Origin of the sequence: Rahnella sp. 2050, assembly GCF_040544515.1 — a bacterium.
GTDB classification, from domain to species: domain Bacteria; phylum Pseudomonadota; class Gammaproteobacteria; order Enterobacterales; family Enterobacteriaceae; genus Rahnella; species Rahnella aceris.
In genome coordinates, this window is the sequence record NZ_JBEPKE010000005.1 from 245,277 (window position 1) to 261,695 (window position 16,419).

The 16,419-nt window shown below is 50.1% G+C and carries 14 protein-coding genes and 2 tRNA genes; 1 reads left to right on the top strand and 15 read right to left on the bottom strand.

From position 1 onward, the window contains the following. Positions 1-45: 45 nt before the first annotated feature. From pnp to rlmE, 14 genes are all read right to left on the bottom strand, one after another. Positions 46-2,169: a polyribonucleotide nucleotidyltransferase gene (pnp, locus tag ABIC79_RS19190; RefSeq protein WP_013573824.1), complete on the bottom strand. Its 2,124-nt coding sequence runs from the start codon at positions 2,167-2,169 to the stop codon at positions 46-48. A gap of 273 nt (positions 2,170-2,442) precedes the next feature. Then, entirely contained in the window at positions 2,443-2,712 is a 270-nt protein-coding gene (gene rpsO, locus ABIC79_RS19195) for a 30S ribosomal protein S15 (RefSeq protein WP_013573823.1), read from the bottom strand. Positions 2,713-2,834: 122 nt separating this feature from the next. Then, a complete protein-coding gene (truB, locus tag ABIC79_RS19200; RefSeq protein WP_013573822.1) occupies positions 2,835-3,779 on the bottom strand; it encodes a tRNA pseudouridine(55) synthase TruB in 945 nt (314 codons plus the stop codon). Next, positions 3,779-4,192, bottom strand: a complete 414-nt coding sequence (rbfA, locus tag ABIC79_RS19205; protein WP_014333704.1) for a 30S ribosome-binding factor RbfA — start codon at positions 4,190-4,192, stop codon at positions 3,779-3,781. The genes truB and rbfA overlap by 1 nt, the downstream gene beginning before the upstream one ends. A gap of 79 nt (positions 4,193-4,271) precedes the next feature. Then, positions 4,272-6,965: a translation initiation factor IF-2 gene (gene infB, locus ABIC79_RS19210; RefSeq protein ID WP_013573820.1), complete on the bottom strand. Its 2,694-nt coding sequence runs from the start codon at positions 6,963-6,965 to the stop codon at positions 4,272-4,274. 24 nt (positions 6,966-6,989) lie between these two features. Next, positions 6,990-8,498 (bottom strand): transcription termination factor NusA, encoded by a 1,509-nt coding sequence (gene nusA / locus ABIC79_RS19215; RefSeq protein WP_013573819.1) that lies wholly within the window; start codon positions 8,496-8,498, stop codon positions 6,990-6,992. A 23-nt stretch (positions 8,499-8,521) separates the two neighbouring features. Continuing rightward, positions 8,522-8,974 (bottom strand): ribosome maturation factor RimP, encoded by a 453-nt coding sequence (rimP, locus tag ABIC79_RS19220; RefSeq protein ID WP_014411570.1) that lies wholly within the window; start codon positions 8,972-8,974, stop codon positions 8,522-8,524. A 216-nt stretch (positions 8,975-9,190) separates the two neighbouring features. Further along, positions 9,191-9,267: transfer RNA gene (locus tag ABIC79_RS19225), tRNA-Met, on the bottom strand. Positions 9,268-9,326: 59 nt separating this feature from the next. After that, a tRNA-Leu gene (locus ABIC79_RS19230) sits at positions 9,327-9,413 on the bottom strand. Positions 9,414-9,497: 84 nt separating this feature from the next. Further along, positions 9,498-9,833 (bottom strand): preprotein translocase subunit SecG, encoded by a 336-nt coding sequence (gene secG / locus ABIC79_RS19235; protein ID WP_013573818.1) that lies wholly within the window; start codon positions 9,831-9,833, stop codon positions 9,498-9,500. A 235-nt stretch (positions 9,834-10,068) separates the two neighbouring features. After that, a complete protein-coding gene (gene glmM, locus ABIC79_RS19240; RefSeq protein WP_037034237.1) occupies positions 10,069-11,409 on the bottom strand; it encodes a phosphoglucosamine mutase in 1,341 nt (446 codons plus the stop codon). Positions 11,410-11,411: 2 nt separating this feature from the next. Next, a complete protein-coding gene (folP, locus tag ABIC79_RS19245; protein WP_119261166.1) occupies positions 11,412-12,251 on the bottom strand; it encodes a dihydropteroate synthase in 840 nt (279 codons plus the stop codon). Between the two features lie 124 nt (positions 12,252-12,375). Beyond that, on the bottom strand, positions 12,376-14,319 hold the full coding sequence (ftsH, locus tag ABIC79_RS19250) for an ATP-dependent zinc metalloprotease FtsH (RefSeq protein ID WP_037034239.1): 1,944 nt from the start codon (positions 14,317-14,319) through the stop codon (positions 12,376-12,378). Between the two features lie 56 nt (positions 14,320-14,375). Beyond that, on the bottom strand, positions 14,376-15,005 hold the full coding sequence (rlmE, locus tag ABIC79_RS19255) for a 23S rRNA (uridine(2552)-2'-O)-methyltransferase RlmE (protein WP_013573814.1): 630 nt from the start codon (positions 15,003-15,005) through the stop codon (positions 14,376-14,378). Between the two features lie 182 nt (positions 15,006-15,187). Here rlmE and yhbY point away from each other — a divergent pair, with 182 nt between their 5' ends. Continuing rightward, a complete protein-coding gene (gene yhbY, locus ABIC79_RS19260) occupies positions 15,188-15,484 on the top strand; it encodes a ribosome assembly RNA-binding protein YhbY (protein WP_013573813.1) in 297 nt (98 codons plus the stop codon). 180 nt (positions 15,485-15,664) lie between these two features. Here the strand turns inward: yhbY and greA are convergent, their stop codons facing one another. Next, a complete protein-coding gene (greA, locus tag ABIC79_RS19265; protein ID WP_013573812.1) occupies positions 15,665-16,141 on the bottom strand; it encodes a transcription elongation factor GreA in 477 nt (158 codons plus the stop codon). Positions 16,142-16,419: the final 278 nt, after the last annotated feature.

Consider the following 16,419-nt stretch of genomic DNA (forward strand, 5'->3'; position numbering starts at 1 on the left):
AGCTCCTTCCCAAATGGAAAGGAGCTGTAAAACTTCTGTTACAGATTATTCTGCTGCAGGTTGCTCAGTTGTTTCGTCCTGAGAAGGTGCGGTAGCTTCTTTGATGCTCAGACGCACACGACCCTGACGGTCAACTTCGAGAACTTTAACCGGAACTTCCTGGCCCATCTGCAGGTAATCAGTCACTTTCTCTACACGCTTGTCAGCGATTTGAGAAATATGCACCAGACCTTCTTTACCGCCGCCGATGGCAACAAATGCGCCAAAGTCTACGATACGGGTCACTTTACCCTGATAGATACGGCCAACTTCGATTTCAGCAGTGATCTCTTCGATACGACGAATAGCGTATTTCGCTTTCTCGCCGTCGGTGGCTGCGATTTTCACAGTACCGTCATCTTCGATTTCGATCGTGGTGCCGGTTTCTTCGGTCAGCGCACGAATCACAGAACCACCTTTACCGATCACGTCCTTGATTTTGTCCGGGCTGATCTTGATGGTGTGGATACGCGGAGCAAACTGAGAGATATCGCCACGTGGAATGCTGATAGCTTGTTCCATCACGCCCAGAATGTGCAGACGTGCACCCTTAGCCTGATTCAGAGCCACCTGCATGATTTCGCGGGTGATACCTTCGATTTTAATGTCCATTTGCAGCGCGGTGATACCGTCGCGGCTACCGGCCACTTTAAAGTCCATGTCGCCCAGATGATCTTCGTCACCCAGAATGTCGGACAGAACGATAAAGCTTTCGCCTTCTTTAACCAGACCCATTGCGATACCCGCAACAGCGGCTTTAATCGGAACACCTGCGTCCATCAGGGCCAGAGATGCGCCACAAACAGAAGCCATTGAAGATGAACCGTTGGATTCAGTGATTTCAGAAACCACACGTACGGTGTACGGGAAGTCTTCTGGTTTTGGCATCATCGCCAGCACGCCACGCTTAGCAAGACGGCCATGGCCAATCTCACGACGTTTTGGCGAACCCACCATCCCAGTTTCACCTACTGAGTACGGAGGGAAGTTGTAATGGAACAGGAAGCTGTCAGTTTTTTCGCCCATCAGCTCATCCAGGTTCTGTGCATCACGCGCAGTACCCAGAGTGGCAGTGACCAGCGCCTGAGTTTCGCCACGGGTGAACAAAGCAGAACCGTGAGTACGTGGCAGAACGCCAGTGCGCACGTCCAGACCACGGATCATGTCTTTTTCGCGACCATCAATACGCGGCTCGCCACGCAGCACACGGCTACGAACCACATTCTTCTCGATGCTGCCCAGAATGTCAGAGATTTCACCAGCGTCCAGGGATTCGTCTTCAGCCTGCAGAGCCTGAACAACGTCAGCTTTGATCACATTAATCTGGTTGTAACGTTCTTGTTTCTCGGTGATCAGGTACGCATCACCCAGACGGGATTCAGACAAGGCAGCGACGCGAGCGTGCAGCTCTGCGTTAACCGCTTCTGGCTGCCAGTCCCATTTCGGCTTACCAACTTCAGCAACCAGTGAGTTGATGTTGTCGATAACGATTTGTTGTTGTTCGTGGCCGAATACCACTGCGCCCAGCATCTGATCTTCGCTCAGCACTTCAGCTTCAGACTCAACCATCAGAACCGCGCCCTGAGTACCGGCAACAACCAGGTCCAGACGGCTTGTTTTCAGCTCATCTGCGGTTGGGTTCAGAACATACTGATCGTTGATGTAACCAACGCGTGCAGCACCGATCGGGCCATTGAATGGAATACCAGACAGGCTCAGGGCAGCAGACGCACCGATCATCGCAACGATGTCAGGGTTAACTTGTGGGTTCAGAGAAACTACCGTCGCGATAACCTGAACTTCATTCAGGAAAGAGTCCGGGAATAGCGGGCGAATCGGGCGGTCAATCAGACGTGAAGTCAGTGTTTCGCCTTCACTTGGACGGCCTTCGCGACGGAAGAAGCTACCCGGGATACGACCAGCAGCGTAAGTACGCTCCTGATAGTTAACAGTCAGCGGGAAGAAGCTCTGACCTGGTTTAGCTTTTTTCTGGCCAACAACGGTAACGAATACCGCGGTGTCGTCCATGCTAACCATAACAGCGGCAGTTGCCTGACGAGCCATCATGCCAGTTTCCAGCGTAACGGTGTGCTGGCCGTATTGGAATTTACGAATAGTCGGATTAAGCAATGTAATGTCCTTTTGTATGACGCGCAGCTGTTATGACAGCAGTTCACGCCGATAAATATCCGAGCTTCTCACTACATTCTCGCGACTAATGACAATCCTTATATACCTGGCAATGTGGTAATAAAGTCTCTCATTAGCCGCGCGAAAACATCTGTAACGGAAGTTCATGTTCTTAGAATAACAGTAGAAACCGCAGCCATACAGTACCCTGATTTGGCTGAGCTTCCTAGAATAAAGGGGCCTATTGGCCCCTTTACACTGAAACTCGCTTGATTAGCGACGCAGACCCAGACGTTCGATCAGGCCGGTGTAACGCGCTACATCTTTACGCTTCAGGTAGTCCAGCAGTTTACGACGCTGAGAAACCATACGCAGCAGACCACGACGGCTGTGGTGATCTTTTTTGTGTTCTGCAAAGTGACCTTGCAGATGGTTAATTTGAGCAGTCAGCAGAGCAACCTGAACTTCGGTAGAACCACTGTCGTTAGTGCCGCGACCGAAGTCGGAAACGATCTGAGCCTTAGCTTCAACGCTTAGAGACATAATCTTACTCCAAAATATTATAGATAATTAAACGGGTGCCGATCTCTAATTCAGCAACCCAATGCATAAGCTGCGCTATTCTACCCTTTGCTATATATGATCGCAAGGTGGGCAGAAAGCGCTTAGTCGGTGTATTCAACGACCAGACGACGTGGCGCAATGCGGCCATCATCATCAATTTCTCCTACACCGATAAACTTACGTTCTTCGCCTTCAGTGATGCGAACCATACCGCTGACGGGCGCACCAGATGCCTGAACAGGTTGACCCTGTTTGACATATCCGGCCACCACAGGCAACAGATTCACTTCCGGGAAATCTTCACATGCGCTATCCATCGGCAACAACAAAGGATCCAGCAGCAAGCGCGGCTCAATGCCCTGCTCTTCTGCCTGAGCGATCAGCTCATGGAGTTTTTCCATAGTGACCATTCGCTCTGAAGGATAAGTTGCCACCTGCAAACGACGCAGATAAGTCACGTGCGCACCACAGCCCAGTTTCTCACCAAGATCATCGACAATCGTGCGGATGTAAGTGCCTTTTGAGCAATGAATCTCCAGCTCAACATCAAAGCCTTCCCAGCGTATAAACTGCAATTCATACACGGTAATGCTGCGTGATTCTCGCGGGACTTCGATGCCCTGACGTGCATATTCGTACAGTTTTTTCCCTTCATATTTCAATGCTGAATACATGGAAGGAATTTGCTGAGTTTCTCCGCGGAAACTGTCGAGTGCGTCGTCCAGTTGCTGCTGAGTGAAAGTCATTTCACGTTCGGAAATGATGGCACCTTCGGCGTCTGACGTATCCGTACGTTGTCCCATGCGGGCAATCACGCGATAGCGTTTGTCAGAATCAAGCAGGAACCGGGAAAACTTGGTCGCTTCACCCAGGCACAGCGGCAGCATACCGGTGGCTAAGGGATCGAGCGCACCGGTATGGCCTGCGCGGTTAGCGTTATAAAGGCGTTTAACCTTTTGCAGGGCATCGTTAGAAGACAAGCCTAAAGATTTGTCCAGTAGCAGAACGCCGTGTATGTCACGGCCGCGGCGACGTGGGCGACTCATTATGCTTCCTCGTCATCGCCTGCAGCTGAACGGCGTTCAGCATCGTTCTTCACGACATTGGTCACCAGATTGGACATACGCATACCTTCAACCAAAGAGTTGTCGTAAGCGAAAGTCAGTTCTGGTACGACACGTAAACGCATCGCTTTACCGATCAGGGTACGGATGAAACCTGACGCGTCCTGCAAAGCTTTGATGCCATTTTTGACACGATCAGGATCGTGATTGTCAGTCGTCAGCACGTCCAGGAAGGTGACGAACACTTTGGCATACGCCAGGTCGCGTGATACTTCTACGCCTGAAACTGTCGCCATGCCTACGCGCGGGTCTTTGACTTCACGCTGTAAGATGATGGCGATTTCTTTTTGCATCTCCTGGGAGACACGTTGAGTACGGCTAAATTCTTTTGCCATGATGCTTTTCTCCTCACTTGCTCCAGACAAATAAGGGGGCGCAAGGCCCCCCATCTGGATATCAGCTACTTCGCAAACGTTAAGCGATAGTACGTTTGATCTCGATGATTTCGAAGACTTCGATCACATCACCAGTACGCACATCGTTGTAGTTCTTAACGCCAATACCACATTCCATGCCGTTACGCACTTCAGCAACGTCATCTTTGAAGCGACGCAGGGATTCCAGTTCGCCTTCGTAGATCACCACGTTTTCACGCAGTACACGGATTGGGTTGTTACGCTTGATCATACCTTCAGTCACCATACAACCTGCGATAGCACCGAATTTAGGTGACTTGAACACGTCACGAACTTCAGCCAGGCCAATGATTTGCTGTTTGTATTCTGGCGCCAACATACCGCTCATCGCCTGTTTGACTTCGTCAATCAGGTTATAGATGACAGAGTAGTAACGCAGATCCAGGCTTTCGCTTTCTACGACGCGGCGGGCAGAAGCATCTGCACGGACGTTGAAGCCCAGAATGATCGCGTTAGAAGCAGCGGCCAGTGTCGCATCAGTTTCAGTGATACCACCGACCCCCATACCGACGATCTTAACTTTAACTTCGTCAGTAGAAAGGCTTTGCAATGCGTCGGAAATCGCTTCACAAGAACCCTGAACGTCTGACTTCAGAACGATGTTCAGTTCAGAAACTTCACCTTCAGTCATGTTCGCAAACATGTTTTCCAGTTTAGATTTCTGCTGGCGAGCCAGTTTAACTTCGCGGAATTTACCCTGACGATACAGAGCAACTTCACGGGCTTTTTTCTCATCACGTACAACGGTAACTTCATCCCCCGCAGCCGGTACACTGGACAGACCCAGTACTTCGACAGGGATAGAAGGGCCCGCAGACGTAATATCACGCCCCATTTCGTCACGCATCGCACGGACACGGCCGTATTCGAAGCCACACAGAATGATGTCGCCTTTGTTCAGAGTACCTTCCTGAACCAGAACGGTTGCAACCGGGCCACGACCTTTGTCCAGGAAGGACTCGATCACAACGCCGCTTGCCATACCGGTGCGAACTGCTTTCAGTTCCAGAACTTCGGCTTGCAGCAAGATAGCTTGCAGCAAATCGTCAATACCGGTACCGACTTTCGCAGAAACGTGGATGAACTGAGATTCACCGCCCCACTCTTCCGGCATAACGCCGTATTGAGACAGTTCGGTACGAACACGGTCCGGATCAGCATCTGGCTTATCAATTTTGTTCACTGCAACCACGATTGGCACGCCAGCAGCTTTCGCATGCTGTACGGCTTCGATGGTTTGTGGCATCACGCCATCATCTGCAGAAACAACCAGTACAACGATATCCGTTGCCTGAGCACCACGAGCACGCATTGAGGTAAACGCGGCGTGTCCCGGAGTATCCAGGAAGGTGATCATGCCGTTTTCGGTTTCTACGTGGTAAGCACCGATATGCTGGGTAATACCACCGGCCTCGCCTGCTGCCACTTTCGTTGAACGAATGTAGTCAAGCAATGAGGTTTTACCGTGGTCAACGTGGCCCATGATGGTCACAACCGGAGCGCGTGGCTCAGCGGCTGCAGAAGCGCCTGTGTCACGATCGCTCATCAGCGCTTCTTCCAGCTCGTTCTCACGACGCAGGATAACTTTATGACCCATTTCTTCTGCAACCAGTTGAGCAGTTTCCTGATCAATGACCTGGTTGATGGTGGCCATGGCGCCCAGTTTCATCATGGTTTTGATGACCTGAGAACCTTTAACTGCCATTTTGTTTGCCAGCTCAGCAACAGTAATGGTTTCACCCACTACAACATCACGGTTCACGGCAACAACAGGCTTGTTAAAGCTCTGCTGTAAGGTACTTGGCTTACGCTTACCTTTACCGTTACGGCCAACAGCACGGGCTTCTTCGCGATCCGCTTTAGATTCGGACAGCTTGTTGCCTTTTTTCTGTTTGGTCGCTTTGCCACCGCGAGTACGGCTGCGACGTTCGCCTTCAACTTTGGCGTCATTTTCGTCTTCAGCAGCACGAGCATGGGTAGAAGTGGTGACATGATAGTCAGCAGATTCTGATTCGCTTGGTGCAGTAGCTTCAGTCCAGACACCAGAGTCAGCCATTTTACGGGCCTCTTCTGCGATGCGCTTGGCGTTTTCTTCAATCTTACGCTGGGCTTCTTCTTCCGTTTTGCGTTTCAGCTCTGCGGCTTCAGCTTCACGGCGTGCTTTCTCTGCCTGAGCTGGTTTAGTTACTTCATCGGTATTTTGGTTGGTCACTTTATCTTTTTCCGCTGCATCACGCTTAGCTTTATCAGCGGCCTCACGTTTAGCTTGCTCTTCGGCGGCGCGTTTGGCTTTTTCCTGAGCTTCGCGCTGGGCTTGCTCCGCTGCTGCACGCTGTGCCTGTTCTTCCGCGTCACGCTTCGCCTGCTCTTCCGCTTCGGCCTGGGCAAGTTCTGCCTCGGTCATATCACGTTTAACATAAGTGCGTTTCTTGCGGACCTCGATTTGCACCGATTTACTCTTCCCGCCGGTGCTCGGAATATTCAGTGTACTACGCGTTTTGCGTTGTAACGTCAGTTTGTTTGACGCACCTGAATTTCCACCATTCAGATGCGACAATAAAGTTTCTTTTTCTTGCTGGGTCACAGAGTCAGCTTCGGACTTCGAGATCCCTGCATCAGCAAATTGCTGTACCAGGCGATCTACCGGAGTCTGAATCTCTGCCGCCAGCGATTTTACAGTTACATCTGTCATGCTGTTCCTTCCTGCTACAGTTTATTACGCGTTGTCGCCAAACCAGCAGATATTGCGCGCGGCCATGATAAGTTCACCAGCCTGCTCGTCAGTAAGACCTTCAATATCAGCCAGATCGTCGACACCCTGCTCGGCAAGATCTTCCAGCGTACAAACCCCTTGTGCAGCCAGTTTAAATGCCATGCTACGTTCCAGACCCGCCAGATTAAGCAGATCGTCAGCAGGCTTTTTGTCACCGAGACTTTCTTCCTGAGCTAAAGCCAGTGTGGTCAGCGCTTCTTTCGCACGTTCGCGCAGCGCATCCACGGTGTCTTCATCCAGGCCGTCGATTTCAAGTAGTTCGTTAACTGGCACGTAAGCCAGTTCTTCAAGCGTAGAGAAACCTTCTTCAACCAGAACCGTGGCGAAATCTTCATCGATGGCCAGATATTTGGTAAAGGTATCAATCGCAGCGTGTGCCTCAGCCTGATGTTTGGCTTGCAGGTCGTCTGCTGTCATCACGTTCAGTTCCCACTTGTCATCACCACGATGCTGTTTCAACAATTGGGAGGCCAAACGCACGTTCTGGCCATTGCGGCCAATCGCCTGTGCCAGATTGCTGGCTTCAACGGCGATATCCATGGTGCATTTATCTTCATCAACTACGATGGAAGCGACGTCTGCCGGTGCCATTGCGTTGATAACAAATTGCGCAGGATTGTCATCCCAAAGGATGATATCAATGCGTTCACCGCCCAGTTCACTGGAAACGGCCTGAACGCGTGCACCACGCATGCCGACACAAGCACCGACCGGGTCGATACGTTTGTCGTTAGTTTTTACAGCGATTTTTGCACGGGAACCCGGATCACGAGCTGCCGCTTTAATTTCGATCAGTTCTTCGCCAATTTCCGGCACTTCGATGCGGAACAGTTCAATCAGCATCTCGTTTCGTGAACGGCTGACGAACAGCTGAGCACCACGTGCTTCAGGGCGAACATCATACAGCACCCCACGAATACGGTCGCCGGAGCGGAAGTTTTCACGAGGAAGCATGTCTTCTCGCAGGATAACAGCTTCAGCGTTGCTGCCTAAATCCAGCGCAATACTGTCACGGTTAACTTTCTTAACGACGCCAGTAACAATTTCACCTTGCTGCTCACGGAACTGATCAACCACCATCGCGCGTTCTGCTTCACGTACCTTCTGTACGATAACTTGTTTAGCAGTCTGCGTAGTGATGCGGTCGAAAGTGACCGACTCAATTTGATCTTCAATATATCCGCCGAGGTCGATTGACGGATCTTCGTATTGTGCAGCTTCGAGGGTGATTTCACGGGTCGGCTGAGTCACTTCGTTGACTGCTACCCAGCGACGGAAAGTATCGAAGTCGCCTGTTTTGCGGTCAATGCTGACGCGGACTTCGATTTCCTGCTCGTATTTTTTCTTGGTCGCCGTTGATAATGCAATTTCCAGCGCTTCAAAAATCTTCTCGCGCGGGAGGGATTTTTCATTAGAAACTGCTTCTACAACAGCCAGAATCTCTTTGTTCATCCTAGTTGCCTCTTCCAAACTCTTTAAAAGTGGGGTACCAGGTTCGCTTTCTGGATGTTGCTCAGTGCGAACACTTCATCTTTCCCTTCCACTGTCACCGTGATCATCTCGCCTTCGACAGCTTTAATGATGCCTTGCCATTTGCGGCGGTTTTGCACTGCCATGCGCAAAACAACACTGACTTCATCGCCAAGAAAACGTTGATAATGTTCAGCGGTGAACATAGGACGATCAAGGCCTGGAGAGGAAACTTCCAGGTTGTAGGCGACAGTGACTGGATCTTCAACGTCCAGCACAGCGCTCACCTGGTGGCTGACATCAGCACAATCATCAACATTGATCCCGGCGTCACTATCAATATAGATGCGCAACGTCGATTGGCGAGCCCGAACGAACTCGATGCCCACCAGCTCAAAGCCAAGTGCCTCGACTGGTGCTGTAATCAGCTCTGTTAATTTTTGTTCTAATGTGGACAAGCCCACCCCCAAGACATAAAAAAAGGGCTAAATAGCCCAGTGATTCTGTTGCCAAATAACAAAAAACCCCGATAAATCGGGGCTTTATGCAACTGGACCCTATTCGCCGCATAGCGGCTTCGGTACAACTTTCGCGAAGTGTTGTTTTCAAATTGAAGCTGCAGAACATCACAGGAAGATACTGAAAGTCTATTTGAAATAAACACTTAGGGAAAGTGGTTGCGGGGGCCGGATTTGAACCGACGACCTTCGGGTTATGAGCCCGACGAGCTACCAGGCTGCTCCACCCCGCGTCCGAAAACGTGGCAAATACTACGCCGATAACCGCTAAAAAGCAAATTATCATAAAGATTGGTACCGAGGACGGGACTTGAACCCGTAAGCCCATTCGGGCACTACCACCTCAAGGTAGCGTGTCTACCAATTCCACCACCTCGGCACTCTTTTTTTTCACAATCGCTTATACTGTCCAAGCATAAGCCACTGTTTGAAAACTTAGCTTCTTTGATAAGAAGTTTACTGCTTAGTGAGGAACGTCACTGTTAGGCGCTGCTGGAGCTGCCGGTGCAGTCGTCTGCTCAGTTTTAGCTGGCTGACTCAGGTTTTCCCACTCACTTCCTTTTTGGCCTTTATTGGTGCTCATGTTCCCGAGAATCAAACTAATGATAAAGAACAATGCTGCCAAAACGCCGGTCATGCGGGTCATGAAGTTACCGGAACCACTCGAACCGAACAATGTGCCAGAAGCACCTGCCCCGAAAGAGGCTCCCATATCAGCGCCTTTACCTTGTTGCAGCATAACCAGAGCGATAAGCCCAATTGCTACGATAAGGAAAATCACCAGAAGAGCGTCGTACATAGTAGTACCTGTATCCTCGCGGGTTCACCGCATGCCAATTGCTTCTCACCATTTAGCAGGTCATCAAAGGACCCACTGAAGCGGGTGTGAATACTAACCAAAGCCGTATTACCGTGCAAGGGCAATTTTCATCAAACTGTTCGTTTGCGGAAAAAAACGGCAAATCGGGATAAAACATGCTGCCAGGAGGTCCGGCAGCGAGAAACTCACCGAAAATTTACCGTTTTTTATCGGCTTACGCTTTGACCGCTTTGACGGCATCCGCAATACGGTTGGCCAGTTTTTCCACCAGCTCGGCATCTTCCCCTTCGACCATTACGCGCAGCAGAGGTTCGGTACCTGATTTACGCAACAGCACCCGACCGCGGCCCGCTAACTGCTTTTCAACTTCAGCCGTGACCTGCTTAACCTCATCGGATTCCAGCGGATCATGTTCACCAGCAAAACGGACGTTGATCAGGATCTGCGGAAGCAATTTCATGCCGCTGCACAGGTCATGCAAGCTCATATGATTGCGCACCATCGCGGTAAGCACTTGCAAACCTGCCACAATGCCATCACCGGTAGTAGTTTTATCCAGCAAAATGATATGGCCTGAGTTCTCAGCCCCGATCCGCCAACCTTTTTCCTGCATTTTTTCCAGTACGTAGCGATCACCTACTTTCGCACGGGTAAAGGGAATGCCCAGTTGCTTTAAGGCCAGCTCGAGGCCCATATTGCTCATCAACGTGCCGACGGCACCGCCTTTCAACTGGCCCTGACGAAGCCCTTCACGCGCAATGATGTAGAGGATTTGGTCGCCATCAACTTTATTACCTTCATGATCAACCATGATCAGGCGGTCACCATCGCCGTCAAAAGCCAGCCCGACATCTGCTTTTTCAGCCAGAACACGCTGCTGCAACTGACGGACATCCGTTGCGCCGCATTCTTCGTTGATGTTCATCCCATCCGGCTCACAGCCGATAGCGATGACTTTTGCCCCCAATTCGCGCAAAACGCTAGGTGCAATGTGATAAGTAGCGCCGTTGGCACAGTCGACCACAATTTTCAGACTGTTCAGACTCAGTTCTGTCGGGAATGTGCCTTTACAGAATTCGATGTAACGACCGGCGGCATCCACGATGCGGCTGGCTTTACCCAGTTCGGCAGATTCAACACATGTCAGTGGTTTTTCAAGCTCAGCTTCAATCGCCTCTTCCACTTCGTCAGGTAATTTAGTCCCGTCGATTGTGAAAAACTTAATACCGTTATCGTAGTAAGGATTGTGCGAGGCTGAAATAACGATGCCCGCTTCTGCACGGAAAGTACGTGTCAGGTAAGCCACGGCAGGCGTTGGCATCGGGCCGGTGAAAGAAGCCGATAAACCTGCAGCAGCAAGCCCTGCCTCTAACGCTGATTCCAGCATATAACCCGAAATGCGGGTATCTTTCCCGATGATCACTTTACGCGAACCGTGGCGTGCTAATACTTTGCCAGCCGCCCAGCCTAGTTTCAGAACAAAATCAGGGGTAATCGGGGTATCGCCCACTTTTCCGCGGATGCCATCTGTCCCAAAGTATTTACGGTTGCTCATAATTAGTTTTTATCCCTTGCAGAAAGTGTCGCTTCCACGATACGCATCGCTTCAACGGTTTCTTTTACATCATGTACACGCACGATCTTAGCACCTTGCATGGCAGCGATCACAGCACAAGCAACACTTCCGGTAACCCGTTTCTCAGGAGAAACATGCAGAAGTTGCCCCACCATGGATTTCCTCGACATCCCCACTAACAATGGCATGCCAAAGTGATGAAAATCAGCCAACCGTGCGAGCAACTGATAGTTATGCTCCAAATTTTTACCAAAACCGAAGCCCGGATCGAGCAACAATTTTTCTTTCGCAATGCCGGCGTTAACACAACGGGCAATTTGCTCAAAAAAATACTGATCCACCTGCGCAACGACATTGTCGTAATGCGGGGCATGCTGCATCGTTTTGGGGTCACCCTGCATGTGCATCAGACAAACAGGTAAACCCGTTTCGGCCGCAGCCTGTAGCGCACCGGGCTCCTGAAGTGAACGGATATCGTTGATCAGATGTATGCCCGCATTTGCCGCTTCACGGATCACGGCGGCTTTTGAGGTATCCACGGAGATCCAGACATCAAAACGCCGCGCAATGGCTTCGACTACCGGCACCACACGGGCCAGTTCCTCATCTTCGCTGACTTCTGCTGCACCAGGGCGGGTCGATTCACCACCGATGTCGAGAATTGTCGCGCCTGCATCAACCATTGCCTGAGCATGTCTGAGAGCAAGATCAAGCGTGTTATGTCGCCCGCCATCGGAAAATGAGTCGGGGGTAACGTTCAGGATCCCCATAACCTGGGGGAAAGTGAGGTCCAATCTGGACTCTCTGGCAGTGAGGTGCATAAATCACGTCCCTTCTGATCAATCAATAAAGGCTTTTCAAATTCCGAGGCAAAGAATGCACGCATAAAAAACCCCGGGCAAGCCCGGGGTTGAGTGTCATCAGCATTATTTTCCAATCAGCCTCTTACTTGCCGCTGAATTGCTCAAACATCGTGTTGCCAGGATTCGGCGTACGAGGTTCGTCGACAGGCGTTGGCGCTTTTGGCGTACCGCCGTCATTGGAGTTGCTGTTACCGTTTTTGCCGTTAGCATCGTCCCAGCCAGCTGGCGGGCGAACTTCAGTACGGTTCATCAGGTCATCAATTTGCGGTGCATCGATGGTTTCATACTTCATCAGGGCATCTTTCATTGAATGAAGGATATCCATGTTTTCCATCAGCAGAGTACGCGCACGAACGTAGTTACGTTCAACCAGAGACTTAACTTCCTGATCGATGATACGGGCGGTTTCATCAGACATATGCTTAGCTTTCGCGACTGAACGACCGAGGAAGACTTCACCTTCTTCTTCCGCATACAGCAACGGACCTAATTTATCTGAGAAGCCCCACTGCGTAACCATGTTACGGGCAATCGACGTGGCTACTTTGATATCGTTAGACGCACCGGTAGACACTTTTTCCACACCGTAAATAATCTCTTCAGCAAGACGGCCACCATATAAGGTAGAAATCTGACTTTCGAGTTTCTGACGGCTGGCGCTGATCGCATCACCTTCGGGCAGGAAGAAGGTCACACCTAATGCACGGCCACGAGGAATAATGGTCACTTTGTGCACAGGGTCGTGTTCAGGAACCAGGCGGCCAATGATGGCGTGTCCCGCTTCGTGATATGCAGTGGACTCTTTCTGCGATTCGGTCATTACCATGGAACGGCGCTCAGCACCCATCATGATTTTGTCTTTGGCTTTTTCGAACTCGACCATCGACACCACACGTTTGTTACCACGAGCAGAGAACAGTGCAGCTTCGTTGACCAGGTTAGCCAGGTCAGCACCAGAGAATCCTGGTGTACCACGGGCAATCACAGAAGCATCAACATCTGTCGCCAGCGGAACACGACGCATGTGAACTTTCAGGATCTGTTCACGGCCACGGACATCTGGCAAGCCGACAACAACCTGACGGTCAAAACGGCCCGGACGCAGCAACGCAGGGTCCAGAACATCCGGACGGTTGGTCGCGGCAATAACGATAATACCTTCGTTACCTTCGAAACCATCCATCTCAACCAGCATCTGGTTCAGGGTTTGCTCACGTTCATCATGACCACCGCCTAAACCTGCACCACGCTGACGGCCAACGGCATCAATTTCATCGATGAAGATGATACATGGAGCCGCTTTCTTCGCCTGTTCGAACATATCACGGACACGTGATGCACCCACACCGACGAACATTTCAACGAAGTCAGAACCCGAAATCGTAAAGAACGGGACTTTGGCTTCACCGGCAATGGCTTTAGCCAGCAAGGTCTTACCCGTACCCGGAGGACCCACCATCAGAACGCCTTTAGGAATTTTACCGCCCAGTTTCTGGAAACGGCTTGGTTCACGCAGGTAATCAACCAGCTCGCTCACCTCTTCCTTCGCTTCGTCACAACCTGCAACGTCAGCAAACGTAGTTTTGATTTGGTCTTCCGTCAGCATGCGGGCTTTGCTTTTACCAAAGGACATTGCGCCTTTGCCACCGCCACCCTGCATCTGTCGCATAAAGAATATCCAGACGCCAATCAGAAGCAGCATCGGGAACCATGAAATGAAGATAGTCGCCAGGAAACTCTGCTGTTCAGGCGGTTCACCAACAACTTTCACGTTTTTGCTCAGCAGCGTATCCAGCAATTTAGGATCATTAACCGGAATATAGGTTGTGTATTTGCTGCTGTCTTTTTTGATAACGTCAATCGCACGTCCATTGATACGTACTTCACGGACCTGGTCTTGGGCCACTTCGGTTGTAAAGGTAGTGTAATCTACCTTGTTACCATTAGATTCGCTGGGACCAAAACTCTGAAATACAGACATCAATACAACCGCGATGACTAACCAGAGGATCAGGTTCTTCGCCATGTCACTCAAGGGATTAACCTCATATTACAACTGTGTTAACAAACAGCGTTAGGGAACTACAGTTTCCGCCCTGTCGCTACGATGTACACTTCTCGCGAACGTGCTCGGGAAGCGTCTGGCTTACGAATCTTCACCTTCGTAAACAGGGAGCGAATTTCCCGCAGGTATTCATCAAAGCCATCTCCCTGAAACACCTTCACCAGGAAACTTCCGCCTGGTGCTAATACATCCCGACACATATCCAATGCTAATTCAACCAGATACATCGATTTTGGAATATCGACTGCCGGAGTACCGCTCATATTAGGGGCCATATCGGACATGACCACCTGAACCTTACTTTCTCCCACGCGTTCAAGCAGCGCTTTGAGAACTAATTCATCACGAAAATCCCCTTGAAGGAAGTCGACTCCAACAATAGGATCCATAGGTAAAAGGTCAAGAGCAATAATTCGCCCTTTGTTACCGATCTGCGTCGCCACATACTGTGACCAACCACCAGGAGCTGCTCCTAAATCAACCACCGTCATACCCGGTTTAAACAGCTTATCGCCTTGCTGTATTTCATCAAGTTTAAACCAGGCACGGGAACGCAGCCCTTTTTTCTGTGCCTGTAGCACATATTTATCGCTAAAGTGTTCCTGCAACCAGCGACTGGAACTTGCAGAACGCTTTTTATTAGACATTATTTAGTAACCATATAGTTTTCCAACCACCCTGAGTTAGAGCTTTTGGAACAAGCTGTTAGCATCATGACGTCTATGGCTAAGTCAGTATTATTCCCTCCCCGAAGCAGTCCGGGTTGGTGATATACATGAGATGGCGGTAGAATGACCCGTTTTCAATCCCAACTTAAGCAAAAAAGACGATGAATCTTAACAATAAACAAAAACAGTACCTGAAAGGCCTCGCGCATCCCCTGAAACCGGTTGTTATGCTGGGCAACAACGGGCTGACTGAGGGTGTGCTCGCCGAAATCGAACAGGCGCTGCAACATCACGAACTGATCAAGGTTAAAGTCGCGGCAGAAGAACGCGAAACGAAGTCTTTGATCGTAGACGCGATTGTGCGTGAAACCAAGGCGTGTAATGTGCAAGTCATCGGCAATATGCTGGTACTTTATCGCCCTTCCACCGAAGACCGCAAAATTATCTTACCGCGTTAATCCATTAAGGTTTAACGAAAAGCGCTGTAGATTTTCGGAAAGGTGCCACGAAATCACGTTCAGGGGAAGGTCTGAGCAGGCCTTTTTACTTTAGTTTTCAATTTACTGTGAAGCAATTCACTGCATGAATGTGAGAATTATCGGGCGAAACATCACGTTTCGCCCTTTTTAATGCAGATTTTAGAGGTATTCGACCTTCAATACTTCAAACTCAACATCGCCGCCAGGCGTTTTGATGACAACAACATCATCCTGCTCTTTGCCAATCAAACCGCGGGCAATCGGGGAATTCACAGAAATCAGATTTTGCTTAAAATCTGCTTCGTCATCACCCACGATGCGGTATTTTTGTTCTTCTTCAGTGTCCAGGTTCATCACAGTCACTGTCGCACCAAAAATGACACGGCCGGTTGCGGGCATTTTGGTCACATCAATAACCTGAGCATTCGAAAGCTTAGCTTCGATTTCCTGGATACGGCCTTCACAAAAACCCTGCTGTTCACGCGCAGCATGGTATTCAGCATTCTCTTTCAAATCACCATGCTCACGTGCGGTCGCGATATCAGAAATGATTTTCGGGCGACGGACGCTCTTCAGATGGTCCAGTTCTTCACGTAATCTTTCTGCGCCACGTAACGTCATCGGAATCGGTTTCATATATTTATTACCTCTAACTTGGTCCTTTCGGTAAACACCGTCCTGATTGAATCAGGTAAGAAATTAAGCCAGTTCTTCTGACCGACTCTCTGGCGAAAAACAAAAAAAACCTCACCCGGCGTTGCCACCAGGCCAGGAATCATTTCGCATTTTGATTCGTATTTTAACGTAGAGTTCCTTGAGGATCATCGTTTACTTTCAGCCACGTTGCGCCTTGGTTCGTAGCATCGTAGTATGGCACCACATTATCCTGCCGTTACTCAGAGCCTTTACTCAAA